The following is a 23,923-nucleotide window of genomic DNA, read 5'->3' as shown; positions in this document are numbered from 1 at the left end:
GGTTATCGTCGGACCGTGCCCGCTGCCCCCGCCACCGCGTCGGTCGCCGTCGTCGGGGCCGGGCAGGCCGGACTGTCCGCCGCGCACCACCTCGTCCGCCGCGGGTTCGTCCCGGACGGCGACCCGGCGGGACGGACCGTCGTCGTGCTCGACGCGAACCCGCGGCCGGGCGGGGCGTGGCAGCACCGCTGGGAGTCGCTCCGGATGCGCACCGTGAACGGCATCTTCGACCTGCCCGGGATGCCCGTGCCACCGATCGACCTCGAGGAGCCGAGCCGCACGGCAGTCCCCCGGTACTTCGCGGCGTACGAGGAGCACGAGCACCTGCCGGTCCACCGCCCGGTGCACGTCCGCGCCGTCCGGTCCCTCGGGGCGACGACCACGGCGCCGCTGCTCGTCGGGACGGACCGCGGCGACTGGCAGGTCCGTGCGGTCGTGAACGCCACCGGCACCTGGGACACCCCGGTCGTCCCGGACGTGCCCGGTGCCGAGCGGTTCACCGGCGAGCAGCTGCACAGCCGGGACTACGTCGACGCCGAGCACTTCCGCGGCCGGCGCGTCGCGGTCGTCGGTGGCGGGATCTCGGCCGTGCAGCTCCTCGAGGAGGTCAGCCGGGTGACCGACACCGTCTGGTACACCCGCCGCGAGCCGGTGTTCCTGCCGGGCGACTTCGTCCACGAGCTCGACGGGGTCGACGTCGAGCGCCGGGTCGCGGCGGACGTCATGGCCGGTCGCACCCCGGGCAGCATCGTGTCCTACACGGGCCTGATCTGGACCGACTACGCCATGGCTGCCCGGGAGCGCGGCGTGCTCGACCGGCGGCCGATGTTCACGCGGATGGGGCCGCACGGGGTCGTCGAGCAGGACGGGTCGTCCACCTCGGTCGACGTCGTCATCTGGGCGACGGGCTACCGCGCCGACCTCGACCACCTCGCGCCGCTCGGGCTGCGCGGCCCGCTCGGCGGCATCCCGATGACCGGGACGCAGGTCACGGCGGACCCCCGTGTGCACCTGGTCGGCTACGGACCGTCGCAGTCCACGATCGGCGCGAACCGCGCGGGACGCGCGGCCGCCCGCGAGGTCGCGCGGTTCCTCGACGGCGCGCCGGTCCCGTCCGCGACGTGACCACAGGACGGGCGGGAGGCACGGCGCCAGCCCGCCCCGCGCCTCCCGTCCGTCGCCTGGTCGGGTCGCGACGCCGGACGCACGTGCACCCGCTCCCGCTCCCGCGCCCTGCGCCTGCGAGACGCCCCGAGTCCGCGAAACGCCTCCAGCGCAGCGAGACGCCCTCGGATCCGGCGGAGGCTCGCGGACTCGGCGGCGTCCGGCGCACGGGAGGGCGCCTCAGGAGGCCACGGTGAGCGGTGGGAGCGGCCGGTCGGTGTCCGCGACCCGGGTCACCCGCGCGGCCAGCGAGCGGAGCGGCGTCGACAGGAGCAGCGCGTCGACGGCCCACCGTGCCGCGAGTCCGACCCGGCTGCGCGGGTAGGCGAACCGCACGACGCCGCTCGGGATGCCCTGCACGTCGTCGACGAGCGGACGCATCCAGTCGTCGAAGGCCGCCAGCGCCCGCTCGACCGACGCGGACGACGTGTCGTCACGGGCTGCGGTGTCGTCGAAGAGCTGGGCGGCCAGGGACGCGGCGAGGACGTAGCCGCTCGTCAGGGCGAGTGACGCCCCGCCGCCACCCATCGGCGTGACGCACCACGCGGCGTCGCCGACCAGGGCGACACGCCCGCGCCGCCAGGACGGCATCCGGATCTGGGTCAGGCGGTCGACGTACAGGTCGTCGGTGGTGGCGAAGCCCGCGAGGACACGGTCGGTCTCCCACCCGACGCCCTCGTACCGACGGGCGAGGGCCGCGACGACGGCCGATCGGTCCCGGCTGTCCACGTCGCCCAGGTCGTCCTGGTCGCCCTCGGCTGCGTACGCGAGGATCGCCCGCGTGGTGCCGTGCGGGTCGGGGCGGAGGTGCACCTGCCGGCCGCCGACCGCCGTGTACCAGCGCCAGCGGTCGTCGTCGGAGGCGGTGCGCGGGATCGTGCCGAAGGCCATCGTGACGCCGAGGTCGCGGGGGTCGACGTCGTCCGGGTCGGTGAACACGAGGCTCCGCGTCGACGACCGGACGCCCTCGGCGACGACGAGCAGGTCGGCGTCGAACCGTCGTCGGGCCGAGGTCGTCACGGTGACGGCGTCGTCGCGGTCGGTCACCGAGGTGATCGTGTCGCCGTACACGACCTCGACCCCTTCGGGCAGGTCGTCGAGCAGGATGCGGGCGAAGTCGCCGCGCAGCACCTCGAGTTCGGCGGTCGCGCCGTCCGGGCCGTCGCTCGGCAGTTCGGCCCGGACCGACCCGTCCTGGGTGACGAGCACCGTGCCCGTCTCGGTCGTGTTCGCCGCGCGGACGGCGTCGACGAGGCCCATCCGCTCGAGGACCTCGTGGGCGACGCCGCGGACGTCGACGTTCTGGCCGCCGTCGCGGAACGCCGGCGCACGTTCGATCACCGTGACGTCCCAACCGGTGCGGCGCAGCCACCAGGCCGCGGACAGACCTGCGATGCTCGCTCCGGAGATCACTGCGTGTGGTGCGGACATGTCCTGCTCCTCGTGTGCTGTCGTCGGGCGACCGCTCGGCCGTCGTGCTTTACAGTGAAGCGACTTGACTGTGGAGGAACCTGGATGGACGTCGACCCGCTCGACACCGCGTGGACCGAGGTGGAGGTCGCGGTGATGCAGCGCCTGCGCGACTGGGCGGTGGCGTTCGACGAGCTGAACCGGCACCTCGGCGCCTGGGTCGACCTGACGCCGTCCGACGCCAACGCCCTCGGGCAGGTGCTCTGGGCCGAGCGGGCCGGCGAGCCGCTGTCGCCCGCCGAGCTGGCGCGGCGGATCGGGATGACCTCCGGGGCGACCTCGGTCCTGGTCGACCGGCTCGAGTCGGCAGGGCACGTCACCCGGCACCGGGAGAGCACCGACCGGCGGCGTGTGACGCTCCGGACGACCGAGACCGCACAGCGGGCGAACGCGGCGTTCCTCGGGTTCGCCGGGCAGGAGATCGCGTCGACGCTCCGCGGGTCGGCGCCGGACGAGACCCGGGCGGCGCTGGCGCTCCTCGACCGGATGACGGAGGCGGCCACGACCGCGAACGCCCGACTGGCACGGCGCGGGCGCTCCGGCGGCTGAGCGCGGCTGAGCCTCCACCTCCACGGTGGAGCAGAAGCTGTCGGGTCGGATCCGGATGTCCGACGTCTTCTGCTCAATCGACGAGCGACCGGAGACGCGCGACGCACGGGCAGCAGCGCGCAAGCAGCGCTCGGAGCTCGAAGCTCGGAGCTCCGAGCCCGGAGTCGACAGAGCCCGGCGGCGACACAGTCCGGGAACGACGGAACCCCCGCCGAGCCGGAGCTCGACGGGGGTTCGTAGTGCGTGACCCCAGCGGGATTCGAACCCGCGTTACCGCCGTGAGAGGGCGACGTACTAGGCCGCTGTACGATGGGGCCGTGGTCTCCGCGGACGGAGCACACGTGTTGTCGGACACGGAGGCAAGGCACCGAAGTGACCTGCTCTTGGTGACCCCAGCGGGATTCGAACCCGCGTTACCGCCGTGAGAGGGCGACGTACTAGGCCGCTGTACGATGGGGCCGTTCCGACAACCCGATAAGTATGGCACAGCCGCAGCGCACTGCCAAAACGAGGCGTGTCGCCCGGGTGTGCCGCGCCCGGAGCGGGCAGATCCGTGGGTGGTGGGGCGTGCCTCCAGGCCGGTGTCGGGTCAGACCTGCAGCACGTCGCCCGGCTGCAGCACCACGAGTTCCCCGTCGCCGAGCGCCTCGCGCTGGCGGCCCGTGTGCATCGCGAAGCCGACCGCGGAGAGCGTCGCCTCGTGGATCGGGTACGCACGGCGCGGCGCGACCGCGGCGATCCAGTCCATCATCTCGGCGACCTTGAGCCAGGGGGCGCCGACGGGTGCGGCGAGGACCTCGACCGGGACCCCCGGCACCGTGTAGGCGTCGCCCGGGTGGAACAGCCGGCCGTCCACGAGCACGCCGGTGTTGTCGACGACGGGGACGGACGCGTGGATCACGTTGTGCCGCGTGCCGTGGAAGTCGAGGGTGAAGGGGCCGACCTCGCGGTGGTCGCCGTCGGTGACCACGTCCACGGTGATCCCGGCGTCGGCGAGGACCGTGGCGACCCCGGGCGGTCCGAGGACGACCGCGTCCGGGTTGCGTGCGAGGATCCGGGCGACCTGCTCGGCCGTGACGTGGTCGGGGTGCTGGTGCGTGGCGACGACGGCCGCGACCCCGGTGACCTCGACCGGCCGGCTGAACTCGCCGGGGTCGAGCACCAGGCGGGCGGCCCCGGACCGGACGACCTGGCAGGCGTGCTCGAGCTTGGTGACCTCCACGCCGGCGACCCTACGCCCGGGCGCGTCGAGCCGGGCGGGCCGGGCGGGCCGGGCCGGCGGCCGGGCCGGCGGCCGGGCCGGGCGGGCCTCGGCACAACCAGAAGCACACCGTGCCACGGACTTCGACGGCGCGGCGTGCTTCCGGTTGTGCGGCAGCACGCCGCACCACGGACCGGCCCGCGCGATCGCGGCGCGCCGCCACGTCCAGCCCCGCGCCCTACCGCCGCGGGGCCGCCGTCGACGTGCGCACCACGAGCTCCGCCGGCGCCGCGGGCAACGGCCCCGCCGAACCGCCGTCGACCTCGGCGAGCACGGCCCGTGCCGCCGCGCGGCCCTGCGCCTCCGGGTCCTGCGCCACGGTGGTCAGCCCGACGACCGCGCCGTACTCGTGGCCGTCGATGCCCATCACGGAGACGTCCCCCGGGACCGACAGCCCGGCCCGCGACGCCGCGAGCAGTACCCCGAGTGCCATCTCGTCCGAGGCGCAGAACACCGCCGTGGGACGGTCCGCCGGGTCACGGTCGAACAGGTGCGCACCGGCCGCCACTCCCCCGGCGAACGAGAACCGTCCGTCGAGCAGCCGGTCCGCGCGGACGTCGAGGCCCCGCGCGTGCATCGCGTCCGCGAACCCGTCCCGGCGCAGGTACGGCACGGCGACGTTCATACCGTCCTCGTCCTGGCCGCCGAGGTACGCGACCTCCCGGTGGCCGAGCCCGGCGAGGTGCCCGATCGCGGTCTCGGTGACGGCGAGGTCGTCGACCCCGACGTTGCGGAGCCCGGGCGCGGGTCCCCCGATCACGATCATCGGGTGCCGGGTGAGCTCGAGCTCGGCGCGTTCGGTCTCGTCGAGCACGAGCGAGAGCAGCACGAGGCCGTCGACGCGGTGCCGGAGCATCGAGCGCCGGAACGCCCGACCACGGTCGCCGCCGGGACCGCCGAGGTTGTAGAGCACGAGGTCGTACCCGGCCCGCCGCAGCTCCGCGTCGACCCCGCCGAGGGCCCGCACGTAGAACCACCGGTCGATCACCGGGACCACCACCCCGATGGCCCGCTGCCGTCCGGTCGCGAGTCCGGCCGCCGCCGAGCTCGGCACGTACCCGAGCTCGTCGGCGACCCGCCGCACCTGGTCGATGGTGGCGTCCGCCACCGTCGGCATCCCCCGCAGCGCGCGGGACACGGTCGACTTGGACAGGCCCGTGACGGTCGCGATCTCCTGGATCCCCATGGGCATGCCGGGAGGCCCGTCAGCCGTCGGCACCGTGCGTCGCGTCCGCGACGGGCCGGGTCCGGACCGCGGATCGCGACGCCGGTGCGGACACGGACGCGGTCCGGCCCGGAGCGGCGCGGTCGACGCCGCTCCGGGAGGACCCGGGCCGGCCGCTCGCCGGTCCCGTCGCACCGATGCCGTCGACGACCCCGGTCGCCGCCGCGTGCCGCCGGAGGACGGAGACCCGCCACCGGTCGAGCACCACCACCGCGAGCACGCAGACGAGCAGGGTCATCGCCCAGCCGAGCGCGGGGCGTCCGGTGACCTCGCAGAACACCGTGACGCCGAGGAACAGGACGCCGAAGGTGCCGGCGAAGCCGATCGCCTCCTCGATCCGGGCGGTGGGACGGGTGGGTCCTCGCTGTGCCATGACTCCGTCAGCCCTTCACGCCGCCGGCGGTGAGGCCGGCCACGATGCGTCGCTGGAACACGAGCACGAGGATGACGAGCGGGATCGTGACGATCGTGCCCGCCGCCATCACCGCGGTGTACGGCTCCTGGTGCGGCTGCGACCCGGCGAACGACGCGATCGCGACGGTGACCGGCTGGGTGGCGTCGGACGACAGTTGGGACGAGATGAGGTACTCGTTCCAGGACGAGATGAACGCCAGGATCGCGGTCGTGAACACGGCGGGCGCGGCGAGCGGCAGGATGATCCGCCGGAACGCCGACACCCGGGTGCACCCGTCGATGCGGGCCGCCTCCTCGAGGTCCCACGGCATCTCGCGGAAGAACGACGCGAGCGTGTAGACGGTCAGCGGCAGCACGAACGAGATGCTCGGCAGGATGAGCGCCTGGTAGGTGCCCATCCAGCCGATGTCCGTGAACAGCTGGAACAGCGGCGAGATCAGCGCGACACCCGGGAACATCGACGCGGCGAGGATGGCGCCGGCGATGAGCGACTTCCCCTTGAACTCGAGCCGGGCCAGCGCGTACGCCGCACTCGTGCCGACGAGCAGCGCGATGATCGTGACCACGCCGCCGATGAGCAGGCTGTTCAGCAGCGCACGGCCGAGATGGTTGCCGAGCGCCGTCGAGAACGCCGTCGCGTAGTTGTCGAGCGTGACGTGGGTCGGCCACGGGGTGGCGTCGAACGTGAAGCCGACGTCCCGGAAGCTCGTGACGACCATCCAGTAGAACGGCAGCAGGCACCACACGGCGATGACCACGGCCTGGATGCCGGTGCGGAGCCGCGGGCCGGTGTGCCGCTTGACCCTGACATCGCCGCGTGCGCCAGCACGTTCGGCGGGAATGTGTAGCCGGTCTGCTGCAAGCGTCACTTGAGTTCACCCTTCTGCTGGGCGGCCTGGGTCTGCACGACGTTCGCACCGAGGAACCGGACGAAGACGAACGCGACGAGGAAGATCACCAGGAACGTGATGGTGGAGAGTGCCGAGGCGGAGTTGAAGCCCTGCCGGATCTGGTCGACGACCAGGATCGACAGCGTGGTCGTCGCGTTGCCCGAGCCACCGCCGCCGCCCGTGAGGATCGCCGGCAGGTCGTACATGCGCAGCGCGTCGAGCACGCGGAACAGGACGGCGACCATCAGCGCGGGCTTGATGAGCGGCAGCGTGATGTTGACGAAGCGCTGCACGGTGGAGGCGCCGTCCATCTTCCCGGCCTCGTAGACCTCCTCAGGGATGAGCTGCAGCCCGGCGAGGATGAGGAGCGCCATGAACGGCGTCGTCTTCCAGGTGTCGGCGATGATGATCGCCCAGCGGGACGCCCACTCGCTCGACGTCCACAGGATCTGCTGCCCGAGCACGTGGTTGAGCACGCCGTTCGCGTCGAAGATGAAGTACCAGAGCTTCGCGGTGACGGCGGTCGGGATGGCCCACGGCACCAGGATCGCGGCACGGACGAAGGCGCGGCCCTTGAAGTTGCGGTTCATGATGATCGCCATCCACACGCCGATGATGGTCTCGAGCGCGACGGTCACCACGGTGAAGAAGACCGTGTTGCCCATCGACACCCAGAACTGCGAGCCGAGGTTGCCGGGCGGGCAGGTGGTGTCGCCGCACTGCTGTGCGAGCCAGTGCACGTAGTTCGTGACGCCGGCGAACCCGCCCTGCACGAACAGGCCGGTCGCCTTGTCGAGTCCGGCGTCGAGCTGGAACGACTGGATGACGGCGCTGACGACGGGGTAGCCGATGACGATCGCGAGGAGCACGATCGTCGGGCCGATCAGGTACACGGCCCACCGGCCGTGCTCGGCGTTCAGTCCGCCCTTGCGCCGCTTCGGCGGCTCCATCCCCTGTGGGTTCGGGATGGCGGCGGGGATCTCGGTTGCTGCGGACACGTGGCGGCCTCCTTGCCGGGTGTCGGGACGCATGTGGGGGCGGACGGGAGGATCGTGGCGGGACCGCCACGATCCTCCAGTCCGCTGCGGCGTCAGCCGCGGGCCACGGTCAGTTGCTGTTGCCGCTGGTCGCGGTCTTGAGCGCGGCCTGCATGTCCTTGACGGCCTCGTCGACGCTCTTCGAGCCCTTGAGCGCGGCGTAGGAGTTGTCCTGGATCGCCTTCGTCACGGCCGGGTAGAACGGCGTCACCGGACGCGGCTCGGCCGACTCGATCGACTTCAGCAGGGTGGGCAGGTACGGCAGCTTCGACGTGAGCTCGGAGTCGGTGTACAGGTCACCGACGACCGGGGCCAGCGAGCCCTGCGTCGCGAAGAACTTCTGCGTCTCGTTCGACTCCAGGAACTCGAGGAAGTCGTGCGCGGTCGCCTTGTGCTTCGAGTACACGCTGATCGCGGCGTTGTGCCCGCCGAGCGTCGAGGCGCCCGTGCCGTCCTTGCCGGGGATCGGCGCGATGCCGAACGTGTCCTTCACCGTGCTCGACCCGTCGGTCTTCGCGAGGTTGTAGACGTACGGCCAGTTGCGCAGGAACAGCAGCTTTCCGCTCTCGAACGCGGTGCGGCCCTGCTCCTCCTGGTAGGTGATCGCCTCGGCCGGGATGTTCCCGTCCTTGAACGCGTCGACCAGGTTCTGCAGACCGGCCTTCGCGTCGGCCGTGTCGACGTCGGGCGAGCCGCTCTTGTTCAGCACCGAACCGCCGGAGCCGTTGATCGCCTCGGAGGCGTTCACGGTCAGGCCCTCGTACTTCGCGAACTGGCCCGCGTAGCAGCCGATGCCGGCCTGCTTGGCGATGTCGCAGTCCTTCATCATCTCGTCCCACGTGGTCGGGGGCGTCTTGACGAGGTCCTTGCGGTAGTAGAGCAGCGCGCCGTCGGAGGTCTGCGGGGCGGCGTAGAGCGTGTCGTTGTACGTCGCGGTCTTGACCGTGGACGGCAGGAGCTTCGAGGTGTCGATCTTCATCTTGCCGGTGAGCGGGGTGAGCCAGCCCTTCGCGGCGAACTCCGCGGTCCAGACGACGTCGACGTCGACCACGTCGTAGTTCGCGTCCTTGGCCTGGAAGTGCTGCACGAGGTCGTCGTGCTGCTGGTCGGCCTGGTCGGACTGCTCCTTGAACGTGACCTTCTCGTCCGGGTGGGCAGCGTTCCACTTCTCGATCAGCGGGCGCACCACGTTCGAGTTGTCCTTGCCCTGCACGTACGTGATCGGTCCGCGGCTGTCCTGGCCGTTCGAGGCGTCGTTCGAGCTGGCCGAGCCGCCGGACGAGCAACCGGTGAGCACGAGGCCGATGACGGCGACCCCGGCGACGGATGCGAAGCGCACCTTGGCGCGAGATTTCTGCACAGCGTTGTCTCCTCATCGAGATCACCAGGGGGCGTCGATCGGGTGCGACGACGCGGCCTGGAGCAGGCGGCGCTGCCTGCTGGAGGAGGAAGCTACGCCCATCCAGAAGATCTTCGCAACCGGTTGCAAAAGGATCGTGACCTGCCTGTGATCTCCACCCGGTGGACGGTTTTCCCTGGTGAGCGCTCACTTCCCCGGCGTTGCGGGATACGAGACCTTCGATCTGCGGAACCACGCAGGAACCGCGTGGGAACCCCGCCACGACGCTCATCGAGCATTGTCCGTCTCCCGCACTGCTCGGTACCGTCCGGTCATGGCCCTGCTCACGCCCGTGTCGACCCCCGGTCCCCGACGGGTGGTCCGTGTGGACCTGGACGCCCCGCTCCCGGAACTCGTCGCCGACGACCGTCGGGCGACCGCGCTCGTGGTCGGGTACCGCGACGGCCACCCCGTGACGACGCTCGACGTCGCACTGACCGACGACCCGGCCGACGCCGAGCGGGCGATCGCAGCACTCATCGGCGAGCCAGCCGGCTGGTCGGACGGCCTGCACGCCGGCTCGCCCGTCGCTCGGACGGGTGCGCCGACCAGCGGCACGTCCGCGGTGCCGGACACCGCACTGCCGTCCGTCTCCGTCGTGGTCTCGACGATCGTGACGCGCCTGGCCGACATCGCGCGGCTGCTCGACCACCTCGCGGCACTCGACTACCCGTCCTACGAGGTCGTCATCGTCGACAACCGCGTCGCGGTCCCCGCCGAGGACCCGCTCCCCGGACTGCTCGCCGGGCACGACGTGCGACTCGTCGTCGAGCGTCGCCCGGGCTGTTCCGCCGGACGGAACGCCGGGGTCGCGGCGGCCACGGGCGAGGTCGTCGCCTTCACGGACGACGACGTCCGCGTCGACCCGCGGTGGCTCCGGATGATCGGTACCCGGTTCGTCCAGGAACCCGAGCTGGACGCGGTCACGGGCATGATCCTGCCGGCCGAGCTCGAGACCCCCGCGCAGATCTGGTACGAGGCGTACTACGGCGGGTTCAGCGGCGAGCGCACCTTCGACCCGCTGACCCTGGTGCCCGAGGACGCTCCCGGGGCCCTGCGGCACGCACGGGTCTCCGCCGTGGCGGCCGACGGCTCTGTCCGTCGGCGGTTCCCGGTGTACGGCGTGGGCGGGTACGGTGCCGGTGCGAACTGGGCGGTGCGTCGGAGCGTGTTCGACCGCGTCGGCGGGTTCGACCCGGTGCTCGGTGCCGGCGTCCCCGCACGTGGCGGCGAGGACCTCGCGATGTTCATCGACGTCCTGTGGCGCGGTGGGCGGATCGGCGTCGAGCCGCGCGCGGTCGTGCACCACCGGCACCGGCCGGACCTGGCCGGACTGCACGGGCAGCTGCACGCGAACGGTGTGGGCTTCACGGCGCTGCTCTGCGCACTCGTGTCGGCGGACCGTCGGCACCTGGCAGCCCTGGTGCGGCTCGCTCCCCCGGCGGCCCGGGCGATGGCGGGCCGGGTGCTCGGCCGACTCGTCCGACGTGGGAGCACCCCGGCGGCGTCCGTGACCCCGTCGACGGTGCCGCCGACGCGTGTGCCGCGGTCCCTGGCGTTCCACGAGCTCCGGGGGTTCCCGGCGGGACCGGCCGCGTGGCTGCGCAGCCGGCGCGCCTGGCGCGAGGTCGAGCGGACGCACACCGGCGCATGACGCGCGCGGGGCGCCCCGCTGCCCGCGCCTGCCGGCGTCAGCGCCGGGCGCGCCGCGACACGAGGTACCGCCACGGCCCGCCGAGGGCCGCGGTCAGCTCGATCCGCCGCAACCCGACCGTCGCCGCGCGGAGCTCCTCGTCGGCCGCCCACGCGCCGGCGGAGCCGACACCCGCCGCGTCGGCGCCGCCCACCGCGCCGCCTGCAGCGACCGCGCCAGGAGCATCGGCCGACCGCGCACCGTCGTCCTGCCCGAGCGACCCGAGCCGCCGCAGCGCCGGGACCGCACGCCGCACCACGGCGAGCGCCGTCCGCGGGTCGAGCACGAGCTTCGTGACCCACGCGCCGAGCCCCGCGCCGTAGCCGACCGCCTGCGCGCGCAGCGCCGCCGGCTCAGACCGGTGCCGGTGCCACACCACGGCCGAGGGCTCGACCGCGAGCGCCGCGCCGGAGGACAGCACCCGGACGAACACGTCCAGGTCCTCGCCGCCCTTCGTCGGCGTCCCCACCCCGAGCGCGTCGTCGAACCCGCCGAGCGCGACCGCGGCCGAGCGCCGGAGGGACACGTTCGCCCCGGTGCCGAAGGCCCCGACCGAGAACGGGAAGAGCGGCAGGTCGGCGGGCGGCTCCGCTGCACGGAAGACCCGGCGGCGGGTGTTCCGTGCCCAGGTCACCCGCTCGTCGAACCACCGCTGCGTGGGCGTCCGGAGCTCCGCGCTCGGCACGAGCCCCGTCACGCACGCGACGTCCGCGTCGCGCGCGAACGCGCCCGCGACGGCCGTCACCCAGTCGGGGTCGACGACGACGTCGTCGTCGGTGAACGCGACCACGTCGCCCGTGGCGACGGCGAGACCGGCGTTCCGTGCCCGCGCGACGCCAGGCCGTGCCTCCAGGACGTAGGTGACGCGAGGATCCGCGATCGAGGCGACCACGTCCCGCGTCGCCGACGTGGTCGGCGCGCTGTCCGCGACGACCACCTCGAGGTCGGGCCACGTCGACGCGAGGACGGACCGCAGGCAGGTCCGCAGGTCCTCCGGCCGATCGCGGGTCCCGATCACGACGGAGACGCGCCCCACGGACGCGGTGTCGCCGTCGGCCGGGAGGATCGTGGCCGGCAGCGCGCGCAGCGACCGACCCAGCTCCGCCGGGTCCAGGTCCCCGTCCGGGGTGACGGACACGTCGACGGAGCCGGCGATCTCGACCCCGTCCCGGACGAGCAGGCGGGCGCGACGGAAGCCGTCGGCTCCCGCGAGCGCGACCGTCGTCGCGGCGAGCGCCGTCGGTCGGTCGACGGCTCCGACCCAGGCGGCGCCCGCCCACGTCGGTTCGTCGGCGCGCGGCAGCGCGGGGCGGAGCGTCAGGACGCTGCTGGCGATCGGGCTGGTCCGGCTCGGGGTCACGTCCCGATGCTCGGCAGCGGGCCGGGACGGGTCAAGCGACCCGGGCGACGGTTGCGGCGACGGTCGCCGAGCCGTGCGGTTTGCCGCGACCGGACCGCCCGCGCCCCGTAGGATCGCGGGTGACGCACCGGCCGACCCGAGCCGGGCACGAGGAGGACCCATGCCGGCCGGATCCGACACGGACCCCTGCGTCTGCGGGCACCCGCGTGCCGCGCACGAGCACTACCGCTCGGGCACCGACTGCGCGCTCTGCGACTGCCCGAGGTTCCGCCTGCGACGCTGATCGGCTGAGCCACGGGACCGGCGCCTGTGCCTGTGCCTGTGCCTGTGCCTGCGGGAAACCGCCGCTTCCCCGCAGGGGGCCCGGGACCGGCTGCCCGCCGCGCTGCGCCCGGGTTAGCGTCCCGGCATGGCCATCTCCCCCGCGGTCCCGGCGTGCGTCGTGCTCGCGCACCAGGACCCTGCGCACGTGCGCCGGCTCGTCGAGGCACTCGACCCGTTCGACGTGTTCCTGCACTGCGACGTGAGCACCCCGGAGTCCGTGTACCGCGCGATGGTGGACGGACTGCCCGACCGGGTCCGACTCCTGCCGCGCATCCGCACCGGGTGGGCCCGGTGGGAGAACGTCGTCGCCGAGGTCGCCGGCTACCGGGCCGCGCTCGACGGCACGGACGCGACCCACGTCGCCGTCCTCACCGGGAGCGACTACCCGCTGGCGGACGCCGCCGAGATCCGCGCGACCCTCGAGGCGCACCGCGAGGACTCCTTCGTCGCGACGTTCCCGCTGCCCGACCCGCTCTGGGGCCGCGACGGCGGGCTCGCCCGGCTCCGCTACCGGCACTGGGCCTGGCGCAAGCACATGCTGCGGCTGCCGATCCCCCGGCGGCTGCCCTCGGGCGTCGTCCTGACCGGCGGGTCGCAGCTCAAGGTCCTCGCCCGCCGGCACGCCACCGCGGTCGTGGACGCGTTCGACGGCCGCCCCGACCTCGTCCGGACCTGGCGGCGCAGCTGGGTGGCCGACGAGACCTTCGTCCCGACGGTGCTGGCGACCCCGGCGCTCACCCCCGGGTTCGCGGACGAGCACGTGCAGCACTCGCTGTGGTGGATCGGCTGGGACGACTCGCGGCGGAAGAGCCCGCCGTGGCTCGGGACCGCCGACGCCGGACGGGTGCTCGAGCGCCGGACCGTCCCGGACGGCGGCCTGCCGCACCTGTTCGCGCGGAAGTTCTCGACCGAGCGGAGCACGGAGCTGCTCGACCTCATCGACGGGGCGTTCGCCCTGCGGCAGGACGTGGTCCGGTCGTGACCCAGCCCCTCACCCGGCGCGAGGCGCTCGGTCGGGCACGACGGGCCGCGTCCGACCGGATGTCGGACGCATCGGACGCGGCAGTCGACGACGTCGCCGAGGGGTCGTCCCGACTGTTCGGCCGCGGTCTGCTGTACGTCGTCGTCTGGTCGATGCAGCTCGTCGTCTCGTCGCTGATCTCCCCCGTCCTCGCGCACCTGCTGCCCGCGTCGGAGTTCGGCGTCCTCGCGTCCTCGATCGCCCTGTTCCAGGCGCTCTCCGTGCTCGCGGTCGCCGGGCTCGACCAGGCGACGGTCCTGCAGCGCGCCGAGGACGGCTCGGACCGTCGCGCCCGCGGGCTGCTCGCCGTCGGCGCGCTGACCGCCGCGGTCGTCACCGGGACGGCGCTCGCCACGATCCCGGTCTGGGCGGACGCCGCGGGCTTCGTCGGGGCGCACCCGCTGCTCCTCGTCGCCGTCCTCTGGACCGCGCCGGCCGCGGTCGTCCAGGTGGCGCTGGCGCTCCTCGTCGCGCAGGACCGCATCCGGGTCTTCGCGGTCACGAGCCTGCTGTCGTCGGTCGGCGGCTCCGTCATCGGTCTCGGGCTGCTCCTGTGGGTGCACGCCGACGCCACCACGTACGCGTGGGGCGGTGTCGTCGCCCAGGGCGTCGCGATGGTGATCGGGATCGCGGCGACACGGCCCCGCCTCCAGGGCCTGTTCGACCGGCGGACCACGGCCCGGGCGTTCCGACTCGGGGTCCCGGTCGCCCTCGGCAACCTGTCGTACTTCGTGCTCAACGCCGGCGACCGTGTCGTCGTGCAGAGCCTGCTCGGCCCGGCGGAGGTCGCCCGCTACCAGATCGCCTACGTCGTCGGGTCGGCCGTGGTCCTCCTGCTCACGTTCACGAACTCGGCGTGGGCACCGCACTTCGCCGCGCTCCGGGACGCCGGCGCCCGACTCCGGTTGGCCCTGCACGCGCGGGACGAGCTCTACCGGCTCGTGGCGCCCGTCGTCCTCGCCGTGACGCTCGCGGCGCCCGTCGCGCTGCCGTTCCTCGCGCCCGCGTCGTACCGCGTCGACGAGCTCGGCGTCGTCGTCTTCGTCGTGGCCGTCACGGCCGTGCCCGTCGTGGCGAGCGGCGCGACCGGGCGGCTGCTCGTGGTCGAGCGCCGCGGAGTCGCCGTCGGCGTCATCGCGGCCGGCGCCGGGGCCGTGAACATCGCGGCGAACCTGGTCCTCGTCCCGTGGCTCGGCATCCTCGGCGCGGGCGTCGCGACCGTGCTCGCGTACACGCTCCTCGCGGCGGCCCAGCTGATCGCGCTGCCCGACCGTCGGGCGTGGCGGGGACCGGGAGCCCGGGTGACCCTGCCCCTCGTGGCAGCCCTCGTGGTGGCCGGGGTGTCCCTGCTGCTGCCCCAGGAAACCCCCTGGGACGTCGTGCGGGTCGTCGGCGTCGCGGCGTGCGTGCCGTGGTTCCTGCGACGGCTCGGGGCGGCGCGCGGCGGAGCCACCGCGGCCTGACGACGGAGCCGCGCGGACGCGTGCTCGTGCGCCCGGTCCGGCGCAAGCGGCGGGCGCGGTGCGGTCCGTGCGTCGGGGCCGACGGTCTCAGCCCGCCGCGGGGACGTCGATCGTGACCCAGTCCACGAGCACCGAGCCCCGTGCGGCCCGCGGCGGCGTGCCACCGGTGGAACCCGCCTGCAGCACGAGGTGCATGCGCGCCGTCGGGACGTCCTCGGTGGTCGTCCCGACCGTGCGTCCGTCCACCATGAAGGTCATCCGCTCGGGCGTCCACTCGATCGTGTAGGTGTGCCAGTCGCTGAGCCGGGCGTCCGTCTCGTGGTGCACGCACTGCCGCGCAGGGTCGTCCAGGCAGTGCACGTTGAGCCACGCACGCTGCCCCAGGCCACCCTCGGGGAAGTCGACCTCGCCGTCCGACCACCGGTTCGCGTCGCTCCACAGCAGGACGGCCACGCCGTAGCCGTCGACCCGGTCGCTCTTCATCCGGATGCTGTACCGTCCCGAGGTCTGCCCGCCCCAGCGCCCGTCGACGAGCGGCACGACGCCACCGGCCAGCGGGGTAACGCCGTCGGTCGTCCGCAGCCCGACGTCGAGCAGCCCGTCGTGCGCAGTGACCGCGGACGCGCTGTACCGTCCGGTCCCGGCGGTGTCCGCGAAGCCGTCGTAGGTGGTGAACCGGTCGGCGTACCGGGACGCGAACGTCCCGGTCGGCGCGTCGTCCGCGAAGTCCTCGGAGTACACGCGATGCCACGCACCGCCGTCCGAGGTCGGCATCGTCTCGCCGCTCGGGTCGTGCGCGCTCGAGCCGCCGGTCACCGTGAGCACCGCGGCGCCGACGGCGAGCGCGCCGACGACCGCGCCGACACCGAGCGCCGTCGCACGGTGTCGGCCACGGCCGGGCGGGCCGCCACGGTCCGTGGTGGCCCGCCCGGCCGTCGTCGTCATCGGTGGATCAGCTCGCGGCATGCCGCATCCCGGCCGTGGTCAGCTCGTACACGGCGGTGGTGCCGGACGACCAGACCCGGTGCCAGTACGGCGACGACGCCATCGCGTCCGCGAGCCGCTCGTAGTCGGGGTACCGCTGGTAGCCGTAGCGCTCGTCGTACGCACCCATCGGCGCGGCCACGAGGGCGTAGTACTTCGTCGCGGTGGTCCGCGCGACGAACTGCCGCGTCAGGGTCGAGACGTCGGCGTCGGGGTCGTAGCCCGTGCCGGACGGGTACGGGCCGAGCGCCTCACGCGAGACGTAGTCGACGTCGAAGTACCGGGCGCCGGTGTTCCCCGGCACCGCGTTCCCCGAACCGGTGAGGAGCATGACCGAGCCCTTCGGCGCGGTCCGGTCGTACCACTGCGTCGCCGCCGACTCGCTCCGGGTCGTCACACGGTTCCAGTCCAGGGCGGTCTGTCCGAAGGCGCCGACCGCCACGAGGGCCGTGACGCCCGCCGCCGCGAGGACGTACCGGGCGGCTGCCGGCCGGAACGCTGCCCGGACGGCCGTCCCGACGCGAGCCCACCGACCGGCGGGGAGCGGGAGCCCGGCGGCGAGCACCGCCAGCCACGGGGTCGCGAACAGCACCACGCGGAAGATGCCCTCCTGCCCGTAGTTCGTCGCGACGAGGAGCGAGATCGGGCTCGCGGCCGCGGCGAGGAGCCCCCAGTGCAGCCGGTCGCGTCGGACCAGCACGGTGACGACCGCCACGAGGCCGACGAGCACGAGCGTCGCCGCCGGCACGTCGAAGGCCAGCCCGGTGACGAGCGGCTTCGGGAGCACGGTCATGTCGTGCTCGGGCGGCTGCACGTTGTCGAACACCTTCCCGATCGCCGAGAGCGACAGGAACCGGCCGAGCACGTCGCCGTTCAGCGCGGCGAAGACCACCGCCGGCACGAGCACGACGACCGGCAGCCACCACGGACGCAGGAGCCGGAGGACCACGAGCACGCCGAGCGCCGCGACCGCGAGGTACGGCGAGATCTGGTGCGTGACGACGAGGACGACGCCGATCACGGCGATCGCGAGCACCTGCGGCAGTCGCACGGTGCACGGCCGGAGGACCCGCTGCACGGACCCGTCGGCGGCGGGCACTGCGGTCTCCAGGAGCGGACCGGTGGCGAGCACGAGCATCGCCACGACGAGCAGGACGCCGGTCGACTGCGGCGAGAAGTACGTCGTGTTGAGCGAACCGGTCATCGCGGTGAGGAGCGCCGCGATCCACGGCCGGCGTCGACCGGGCAGCCAGTGCGCGGCGAGCACCCCGACACCGAGCGTCGTGACGCCCGCGAGCAGCACCGGCACCCATGCGGCGATGGTCATCGCGTTCACGATGCCCCCGACGTCGGCCGCCCACGCGCCCCCGGCGAACAGCCCCGACCAGGTCTGGAAGATGTCCGAGGCCGGATCGGTGCGGCCGAACTGCCGGATGTACTCCAGGACCCCGACGTGCCGCGCGGCAGCGGTCACGGTGGGCATCCCGTAGGTGATCGCCTGCGCGAGCTGCACGGCCAGGCCGAGCGCCACGACGGGCACGGCGACGGCTCGCCCCCGGACGAACGCGACGACCGCCGCCGCGACGAGCACGGCGAGCCCGACCGGCAGCCCGATCCCGAGCCGACCGAACAGTCCGGCGGGCACCGGGTCGCCGACGTGGGTCACCGCGGCGACCACGACCGTCGCGAGACCGAGCACGGTCCCCCCGAGCACGATCCGCCCGGACCCGGTCCGCACGGACTCCGTCAGGGGTGCCGGGGCCGGTCGGCGCTCCCGTCGACGCAGCTGCTGGAGGTCCCGCAGCACGGTGGACGCGAGCACCGCCGACGTCAGGACGACCACGACCGCGAAGGGCACCGCCGGGTGCCACCACCCGACGGTCGCCATCGTGTAGCCGATCCCGATCGTGCCGGTGATCGAGCCGGCGACCGCGAGCAGCACGAAGCGTGCCAGGGGCATCGGCCGGACGAGCAGCAGCGGCGCGACGCCGAGCAGGGCGAACAGGAAGACGACGGTCGCACTCCCCCGCAGGACCGGCACGTGCAGCCCGGCGCCGAGGGCCACGGCGACGAGCGCGACGACGACGACCCCGGCCGCGGCGAGCCGAGCACCGGGTCCCATGACGTCGTCCGCGTCCACACCCTCGCGCCGTCGGGCCGACGCGGGTCCTGTGGCGACGTGGGCACCGACCGCGGGCGTCGCGGTCCCCCGGCTCATCGCGTGCCGACCGGGTCGGCGACGGGACGCGGTGCCGGCGCGGCGACGACCACGCCGCCGAGCAGCCGGCCCACGGCGTAGCCCAGGACGGTCGTGGCGACCGACGCGACCACCGTGGCAGCGCGCGCGAGCCCGCCGCGACCGACGGCACGGAGCTCGCGGAGCACCGCCCGCGGGATCACCCGGGTCAGGTAGGTGGACTCGCTGGCGAGCGCATCACCCGAGCCGACGCGGCGTGCCAGCACGGCCTTCGAGATGCCCTCGTAGTAGCTCCGGCGGAGCAGGTACCGCATGCCGACGCGGTCCGCCGACACCCGGTGCGACACGTTCGACCGCGGCTCGTGGCGGATCCGCGCCCCCGGCTGCACCGCGGCGATGCGGATGCACAGCTCGGTCTCCTCGCAGCCGAGCGGCTGGTTCCCGACGCGGCCGATGCCGGACCGGAAGCCGCCGGCGCGCAGGATCGACTCGCGACGGAACGCCATGCTCGACCCGATCACGTTGCGGACGTCGCCCGCGGTCTCCGGCAGGCCGGTGTAGCTGCAGCCGACGATCCACAGGAGCTCGTCGACGTAGGGCCCGGAGCCCGTGGTCGAGGGCCAGGACGGCGTGGCGCGGCCGCCGACGCCGACGACCGCGGGGTCCTCGAGCGCGGCGAGCATGTGCCCGAGCCAGTCGGGGTCGGCGGTGGCGTCGTCGTCCAGGAACGCGACCACGTCGGCGTCCGTCGCCGCCACCCCGGTGTTGCGGGCGCCGGACAGGCCGCGGTCCTCGGCGTTCTCGAGGACGAGCAGTTCCGGCCAGCGCGCGCGGGCCCGGGCGAGCAGCTCCGGCTCGTGGTCGATCACCAGCACGACCTCCGGGTGCTCCGGCTGCCGACGCGCCGACTCGACACTGTCCTGCAGGTCGCCCCACCGCAGCTGCGTGTAGGCGCAGACGACGACGGCGACCCGCGTCACGCGGCGTCCCCCTCGAGCGCCCCGGCCGGCGACGCGTGCACGGACGCCGGGTGCACAGCGGCCGGCGCGTGCGCCGCCGCCGGCAGCACCACCGGCGCAGCCACCACCGGCGCAGCCACCACCGGCGCAGCCGACACGGCACGGCGCCCGGAGGCCCGCCGCCGCTCGTGCACGATCGACGTCAGGACGCGGATGCCGTCCGTGACGGCGTTGAGGTTGCTCGCCCCGTGCACGCGCAGATTCTCGTGGCTCGGCACCTCGGCGATGCGCAGTCCGGCGGCCGACCACCGGCACGTCAGCACGGTCTCGATCTCGAACCCGTCGCCCCACAGCATCGAGCCGTCCAGCGGCTTCGGCAGCGTCGAGGACAGCAGCGCGATCGCCGGCAGCGTGTCGACCCAGAAGGCGTTGTAGCCGTAGCAGAGGTCGCTGTACCGGGTGCCGAGGATGACGTTGCACAGCAGGTTCAGCCCGCGGTTGCCGAGGCTCCGGACGATGGTGATGTCGTCGCTGCCGCCGCCGAGGGCGTACCGGGTGCCCTTCGCGACGTCGGCACCGTCGCGGAGCGCCTGGACGAAGCGCGGGATCTCGTCCGGGTCCGCGGAGCAGTCGGCGTCGAACATCACGACGACGTCGCCGGTCACGGCCTCGAACCCGCATGCGAGGGCGTTGCCCTTGCCCTTCCGGGTCTGGTGCACGACACGGATGCCGGGCATGATCCGGCGGGCGGTCGCGACGGTGTCGTCGACGGAGTTGCCGTCCACGAGGATGACCTCGTGCACCGGCGGGAGCTTCGGGAGGATGATCTCGAGGTTGCGCGCTTCGTTGCGCGCCGGGATGACCACGGAGACGCGGGGGTCTGCCGGACGGACCGGGCTGACGGACATGCGGAGGTGCTCCTGTCGGGTTCAGGGTGCAGGGGACGGCTCCCAGCAGGGGCGCGGGTACGCCGCCGGGGGTCCTGGACGAGTGGGTACGCCTCGTCCGTGCTCCAACCCTCGTCGCGGCGCGTGGGCGGGTCAATGCGCTCGGGTCCGCCTTGCGGCTCACCAGCGACCGCTACGGAAACCCGCAAGCGGCTCCGCCGCCGGCCTGGAGGATCGCCCCGCGCCCGCCCCGCACGTCCCGTCGCGTGGTCCCCGCCCTGGTGTGGACGGTCCGGTGCGAGCGACCCTGCGCGAACGATCCTGCTCCGGACGATCCGGTCGGATCCGAGCCTCGAGAGCGATCCGGGCGTGTCCTAGGGTTCGCGGACGGTCCGGACGACGCGAAAGGCCCCCGGGATTCCCGGGGGCCTTTCGCTTGTCTTGTTGCTGGGGTACCTGGACTCGAACCAAGAACGACGGTACCAGAAACCGCTGTGTTGCCAATTACACCATACCCCAAAAGGCCGATGGCCTCCTGTTCCCGGTTGCCCGGGGCACGATCAACTACTGTACAGCATCCCGAGCGTCTTCGAGACCACCCACCAGGTCCCGGTGCACGGCAGCCGCCGTCGCCGCCCCGTGACCGGCCGCCACGATGAGCTGTTCCGGGCCGGGCGGCGTCACGTCACCGACCGCGTAGAGCCCTGCGACACCCGTGCGTCCGAGCCGGTCGACCCGGACGAGGCCCTCCCCGTCACGCTCGACCGGGGCGTCGAGCCAGTCCAGGTCCGCGTGCCACACCGGGCGCACGAAGACCCCCGTGTGCGGCGTCACCGTGCCGTCGGCGAGCCGGACACCCGTGAGACCAGACCGGTCCCCCTCGAGGTCCGCCACCGGACGCTCGTCCACCCGCACCCCGGCGGCTGCCAGACGCGCACGTCCGGCAGGATCGAGCGACGCAACCCCGTTCGTGTACACGACGAGGTCGTCGGTCCAGGACACCAACAGCAGCGCCCGGTCGACGACGTCCGGCGTCTCGCAGACCAGTCCGAGGGCCTGACCGGCGTGCTCGTACCCGTCGCACTCGACGCAGCTGTGCGCGGACGTGCCGTAGAACGCCCGGAGCGACGGCAGCGCGGGGAACTCCTCGCGGAGGCCCGTCGCGACGACCACGGCGCGCACCCGCGCGGACGTCTCGGTGCCGCGCCACGAGCCGTGCACCGTCCACGTGGCGCCGTCCAGGGCCACGCGGTCGACGACGGTCTGCACGACGGTGGCCTCCGGGTAGCCGGCGACCTCCTCGCGGCCGAGGCGCCGCAGCTCGAGCGGCGAGATGCCGTCGCGCGTCACGAACCCGTGCGACCGCAGCGTGGCGGCGTTCCGCGGGCGGTTCGCGTCGACGAGGAGCACCGTCCGCCGTGCACGGACGAGGTTGAGCGCCGCGCTGAGCCCGGCCGGTCCCGCCCCGATGACCGCGACGTCCGCCTGCACGAGCTCAGCCGGCACCGCGTCGGCCGGCGCCGCGTCGGCGGGCACCGCGTCGGCGGGCACCGTGTCGTCAGCTCCCACGGTGTCGTCAGCGATCCGCGAGCCGACGCAGCCGCGTCAGGGTGGACTCCTTGCCGAGGATCTCCATCGACTCGAACAGCGGCGGGCTGATGCGACGGCCGGACACCGCGACGCGCAGAGGTCCGAACGCGACCCGCGGCTTCAGGCCCATCTCGTCGATCAGCGCCGTGCGGAGCGCGGCCTCGATCGAGGCGGTGTCCCAGTCCTGCAGGCCCTCGAGCGCCGCCGTGCCGGCACGGAGCACCTCGGCCGTGTCGCCCTTGAGCGAGGCCAGTGCGTCGTCCTCGACCACCAGGTGGTCGTCCGCCGTGAACAGGAACCCGAGCAGCGCCGGCGCCTCGCCGAGCAGCTGCATGCGCTCCTGCACGAGCGGGGCTGCGGCGGTGAGCACGCGCTCCTGCTCCGGCGTGGGCGGGTCGGCGACCACCCCGTCCAGGTACGGCAGCAGTCGCGCGCGGAAGTCGTCGGCGCCGAGCAGCCGGATGTGGTCGCCGTTGATCGCCTCGGCCTTCTTGTGGTCGAAGCGGGCCGGGTTCGGGTTCACGTCGACGACGTCGAACGCGGCGACCATCTCGTCCGAGGTGAAGACGTCGCGGTCCGGTGCGATCGACCAGCCGAGGAGCGCGAGGTAGTTGAGCAGGCCCTCGGGGACCATGCCCGCGGCACGGTGGTGGAAGAGGTTCGACTCGGGGTCGCGCTTCGAGAGCTTCTTGTTGCCCTCCCCCATCACGTAGGGCATGTGCCCGAAGCGCGGGATGAAGGACGTGATCCCGACCTCGTACAGCGCCTCGTACAGGGCGATCTGGCGCGGGGTCGACGACAGCAGGTCCTCGCCGCGGAGCACGTGGGTGATCCCCATCAGGGCGTCGTCCACCGGGTTCGTGAACGTGTAGAGCGGCTTGCCGTTCGGGCGCACCACGACGAAGTCCGGGAACGTCCCCTGCTTGAAGGTGATCTCGCCGCGCACGAGGTCCTCGAAGCTCAGGTCGCGGTCCGGCACGCGCAGCCGCAGGGCCGGCTGCCGGCCCTCGTCACGGAAGGCCTGGCGCTCCGCCTCGGTCAGGTCACGCTCGTGGTTGTCGTAGCCCTGCTTCGGGTCGCGACCGGCGGCCTTGTTGCGCGCCTCCATCTCCTCCGGAGTGACGTACGACTCGTAGACGTGCCCCGAAGCGCGCAGCTTCGCGATGACGTCGTCGTACACGTCCGAACGCTCCGACTGCCGGTAGGGGCCGTGCGGTCCACCGACCTCGACGCCCTCGTCCCAGTCCAACCGGAGCCACCGGAGTGCGTCGAGGATCTGCTCGTACGACTCCTCGCTGTCCCTGGCGGCGTCGGTGTCCTCGATGCGGAACACGAGCTTGCCGCCGTTGTGGCGGGCGTAGGCCCAGTTGAAGAGCGCCGTCCGGATGAGGCCCACGTGCGGGGTCCCCGTCGGGCTCGGGCAGAAACGGACGCGGATGTCGGAGCCGGTTGCGGCGGTGAACGGTGCAGTCATGACGGGTCGATCCTACCGGCAGCCCACTGCGCCGGGCAGGCTGCAGGAGACGCTGTGGAAGCCGCCCGGAAATGCAGGAGCCCCGAAACGCAGGAAACCCCTGACCAGTCATGGTCAGGGGTTCCCTGGTGTTACCAACGTTGAGTCCGGCGGCGTCCTACTCTCCCACAAGGTCCCCCTTGCAGTACCATCGGCGCTGAGAGGCTTAGCTTCCGGGTTCGGAATGTGACCGGGCGTTTCCCTCTCGCTATGACCACCGGAACACCTTCGACTTGACCCATCGGATCAAGAAAGCTGTCCCGCGCATGCGCGGTGTTCAGTTTCATGTTCCCGATCGTCTGTCGGGAACCACAAAGTGGACGCGAGCCCCACACCACGAATGGTGTGGGTAAAAAGTGTGTTGTCAAGTCTTCGGCTTATTAGTACCGGTCAGCTCCACGGGTCGTTAGTCCCCGCTTCCACATCCGGCCTATCAACCCAGTAGTCTGCTGGGAGCCTCTCACACTCAAGGTGCATGGAAATCTCATCTCGAAGACGGCTTCCCGCTTAGATGCTTTCAGCG

At 73.2% G+C, this 23,923-nt stretch carries 19 protein-coding genes, 3 tRNA genes and 1 rRNA gene; 5 read left to right on the top strand and 18 right to left on the bottom strand.

Annotated elements, in window-relative coordinates; translation table 11 throughout:
* Positions 1–15: 15 nt before the first annotated feature.
* Entirely contained in the window at positions 16–1,125 is a 1,110-nt protein-coding gene (locus HUN58_RS05960; RefSeq protein ID WP_180225455.1) for an NAD(P)-binding domain-containing protein, read from the top strand.
* Positions 1,126–1,344: 219 nt separating this feature from the next.
* Here HUN58_RS05960 and HUN58_RS05955 read toward each other — a convergent pair whose 3' ends face one another.
* Positions 1,345–2,595, bottom strand: coding sequence for an FAD-dependent oxidoreductase (locus tag HUN58_RS05955; RefSeq protein WP_180225456.1), 1,251 nt, complete (start codon positions 2,593–2,595; stop codon positions 1,345–1,347).
* Positions 2,596–2,679: 84 nt separating this feature from the next.
* Between HUN58_RS05955 and HUN58_RS05950 the strand changes: the two genes are divergently transcribed.
* Positions 2,680–3,183, top strand: a complete 504-nt coding sequence (locus HUN58_RS05950; RefSeq protein WP_180225457.1) for a MarR family winged helix-turn-helix transcriptional regulator — start codon at positions 2,680–2,682, stop codon at positions 3,181–3,183.
* A gap of 244 nt (positions 3,184–3,427) precedes the next feature.
* Here the strand turns inward: HUN58_RS05950 and HUN58_RS05945 are convergent.
* The 8 genes from HUN58_RS05945 to HUN58_RS05910 all read right to left on the bottom strand — a co-directional run bounded on the left by HUN58_RS05945 (position 3,428) and on the right by HUN58_RS05910 (position 9,370).
* Positions 3,428–3,500: transfer RNA gene (locus tag HUN58_RS05945), tRNA-Glu, on the bottom strand.
* A gap of 67 nt (positions 3,501–3,567) precedes the next feature.
* Positions 3,568–3,643 (bottom strand) — tRNA-Glu (locus tag HUN58_RS05940).
* Between the two features lie 129 nt (positions 3,644–3,772).
* A complete protein-coding gene (locus tag HUN58_RS05935) occupies positions 3,773–4,405 on the bottom strand; it encodes an MBL fold metallo-hydrolase (protein WP_114850102.1) in 633 nt (210 codons plus the stop codon).
* Positions 4,406–4,622: 217 nt separating this feature from the next.
* Positions 4,623–5,636: a LacI family DNA-binding transcriptional regulator gene (locus HUN58_RS05930; RefSeq protein ID WP_180225459.1), complete on the bottom strand. Its 1,014-nt coding sequence runs from the start codon at positions 5,634–5,636 to the stop codon at positions 4,623–4,625.
* 13 nt (positions 5,637–5,649) lie between these two features.
* Positions 5,650–6,042 carry a hypothetical protein gene (locus HUN58_RS05925; RefSeq protein WP_152999483.1) on the bottom strand — a complete coding sequence of 131 codons (393 nt, stop codon included), beginning with the start codon at positions 6,040–6,042 and terminating at the stop codon, positions 5,650–5,652.
* 7 nt (positions 6,043–6,049) lie between these two features.
* A complete protein-coding gene (locus tag HUN58_RS05920) occupies positions 6,050–6,925 on the bottom strand; it encodes a carbohydrate ABC transporter permease (RefSeq protein WP_254631671.1) in 876 nt (291 codons plus the stop codon).
* A 23-nt stretch (positions 6,926–6,948) separates the two neighbouring features.
* The gene (locus HUN58_RS05915; protein ID WP_180226029.1) at positions 6,949–7,923 is read right to left on the bottom strand and encodes a carbohydrate ABC transporter permease; all 975 of its coding nucleotides are present in this window, start codon (positions 7,921–7,923) and stop codon (positions 6,949–6,951) included.
* A 157-nt stretch (positions 7,924–8,080) separates the two neighbouring features.
* Positions 8,081–9,370 carry an ABC transporter substrate-binding protein gene (locus HUN58_RS05910; protein ID WP_241490167.1) on the bottom strand — a complete coding sequence of 430 codons (1,290 nt, stop codon included), beginning with the start codon at positions 9,368–9,370 and terminating at the stop codon, positions 8,081–8,083.
* Positions 9,371–9,683: 313 nt separating this feature from the next.
* On the opposite strand from HUN58_RS05910, the gene HUN58_RS05905 reads away from it, so the two are divergent.
* Positions 9,684–11,063 carry a glycosyltransferase gene (locus HUN58_RS05905; RefSeq protein ID WP_180224678.1) on the top strand — a complete coding sequence of 460 codons (1,380 nt, stop codon included), beginning with the start codon at positions 9,684–9,686 and terminating at the stop codon, positions 11,061–11,063.
* A gap of 37 nt (positions 11,064–11,100) precedes the next feature.
* On the opposite strand, the gene HUN58_RS05900 is transcribed toward HUN58_RS05905, so the two are convergent.
* Positions 11,101–12,462 (bottom strand): glycosyltransferase family 2 protein, encoded by a 1,362-nt coding sequence (locus HUN58_RS05900; protein ID WP_180224677.1) that lies wholly within the window; start codon positions 12,460–12,462, stop codon positions 11,101–11,103.
* Between the two features lie 409 nt (positions 12,463–12,871).
* On the opposite strand from HUN58_RS05900, the gene HUN58_RS05895 reads away from it, so the two are divergent.
* Positions 12,872–13,768, top strand: coding sequence for a beta-1,6-N-acetylglucosaminyltransferase (locus HUN58_RS05895; protein ID WP_058741707.1), 897 nt, complete (start codon positions 12,872–12,874; stop codon positions 13,766–13,768).
* On the top strand, positions 13,765–15,270 hold the full coding sequence (locus tag HUN58_RS05890; protein WP_180224676.1) for an oligosaccharide flippase family protein: 1,506 nt from the start codon (positions 13,765–13,767) through the stop codon (positions 15,268–15,270). Before HUN58_RS05895 ends, HUN58_RS05890 begins: the two co-directional genes overlap by 4 nt.
* 87 nt (positions 15,271–15,357) lie before the next feature.
* Here the strand turns inward: HUN58_RS05890 and HUN58_RS05885 are convergent, their stop codons facing one another.
* From HUN58_RS05885 to rrf, 8 genes are all read right to left on the bottom strand, one after another.
* Positions 15,358–16,215: a glycoside hydrolase family 16 protein gene (locus HUN58_RS05885; protein ID WP_180224675.1), complete on the bottom strand. Its 858-nt coding sequence runs from the start codon at positions 16,213–16,215 to the stop codon at positions 15,358–15,360.
* 7 nt (positions 16,216–16,222) lie between these two features.
* Positions 16,223–18,472 carry a hypothetical protein gene (locus HUN58_RS05880; RefSeq protein ID WP_180224674.1) on the bottom strand — a complete coding sequence of 750 codons (2,250 nt, stop codon included), beginning with the start codon at positions 18,470–18,472 and terminating at the stop codon, positions 16,223–16,225.
* The gene (locus tag HUN58_RS05875) at positions 18,469–19,431 is read right to left on the bottom strand and encodes a glycosyltransferase family 2 protein (protein ID WP_144800812.1); all 963 of its coding nucleotides are present in this window, start codon (positions 19,429–19,431) and stop codon (positions 18,469–18,471) included. Before HUN58_RS05875 ends, HUN58_RS05880 begins: the two co-directional genes overlap by 4 nt.
* Positions 19,428–20,318 carry a glycosyltransferase family 2 protein gene (locus HUN58_RS05870; RefSeq protein WP_180224673.1) on the bottom strand — a complete coding sequence of 297 codons (891 nt, stop codon included), beginning with the start codon at positions 20,316–20,318 and terminating at the stop codon, positions 19,428–19,430. The genes HUN58_RS05875 and HUN58_RS05870 overlap by 4 nt, the downstream gene beginning before the upstream one ends.
* 426 nt (positions 20,319–20,744) lie before the next feature.
* Positions 20,745–20,816: transfer RNA gene (locus HUN58_RS05865), tRNA-Gln, on the bottom strand.
* 45 nt (positions 20,817–20,861) lie between these two features.
* The gene (locus HUN58_RS05860; RefSeq protein ID WP_180226115.1) at positions 20,862–21,803 is read right to left on the bottom strand and encodes an NAD(P)/FAD-dependent oxidoreductase; all 942 of its coding nucleotides are present in this window, start codon (positions 21,801–21,803) and stop codon (positions 20,862–20,864) included.
* 70 nt (positions 21,804–21,873) lie between these two features.
* The gene (gene gltX, locus HUN58_RS05855) at positions 21,874–23,361 is read right to left on the bottom strand and encodes a glutamate--tRNA ligase (RefSeq protein WP_114850115.1); all 1,488 of its coding nucleotides are present in this window, start codon (positions 23,359–23,361) and stop codon (positions 21,874–21,876) included.
* A gap of 144 nt (positions 23,362–23,505) precedes the next feature.
* Positions 23,506–23,622 (bottom strand): 5S ribosomal RNA (gene rrf, locus HUN58_RS05850).
* Between the last annotated feature and the right edge of the window lie 301 nt (positions 23,623–23,923).

This window comes from Curtobacterium sp. Csp1 (genome assembly GCF_013347185.1).
Note: the sequence above shows the minus strand (reverse complement) of the source record. Positions and strands in the feature narration are given on the sequence as shown.

Coding starts and splice junctions, on each gene's coding strand:
- HUN58_RS05955 (WP_180225456.1), bottom strand. CDS start 2,595: ATGTCCGCACCACACGCAGTGATCTCCGGAGCGAGCATCGCAGGTCTG.
- HUN58_RS05950 (WP_180225457.1), top strand. CDS start 2,680: ATGGACGTCGACCCGCTCGACACCGCGTGGACCGAGGTGGAGGTCGCG.
- HUN58_RS05930 (WP_180225459.1), bottom strand. CDS start 5,636: ATGCCCATGGGGATCCAGGAGATCGCGACCGTCACGGGCCTGTCCAAG.
- HUN58_RS05925 (WP_152999483.1), bottom strand. CDS start 6,042: ATGGCACAGCGAGGACCCACCCGTCCCACCGCCCGGATCGAGGAGGCG.
- HUN58_RS05915 (WP_180226029.1), bottom strand. CDS start 7,923: ATGGAGCCGCCGAAGCGGCGCAAGGGCGGACTGAACGCCGAGCACGGC.
- HUN58_RS05905 (WP_180224678.1), top strand. CDS start 9,684: ATGGCCCTGCTCACGCCCGTGTCGACCCCCGGTCCCCGACGGGTGGTC.
- HUN58_RS05895 (WP_058741707.1), top strand. CDS start 12,872: ATGGCCATCTCCCCCGCGGTCCCGGCGTGCGTCGTGCTCGCGCACCAG.
- HUN58_RS05885 (WP_180224675.1), bottom strand. CDS start 16,215: ATGACGACGACGGCCGGGCGGGCCACCACGGACCGTGGCGGCCCGCCC.
- HUN58_RS05880 (WP_180224674.1), bottom strand. CDS start 18,472: ATGAGCCGGGGGACCGCGACGCCCGCGGTCGGTGCCCACGTCGCCACA.
- HUN58_RS05870 (WP_180224673.1), bottom strand. CDS start 20,318: ATGTCCGTCAGCCCGGTCCGTCCGGCAGACCCCCGCGTCTCCGTGGTC.
- gltX (WP_114850115.1), bottom strand. CDS start 23,361: ATGACTGCACCGTTCACCGCCGCAACCGGCTCCGACATCCGCGTCCGT.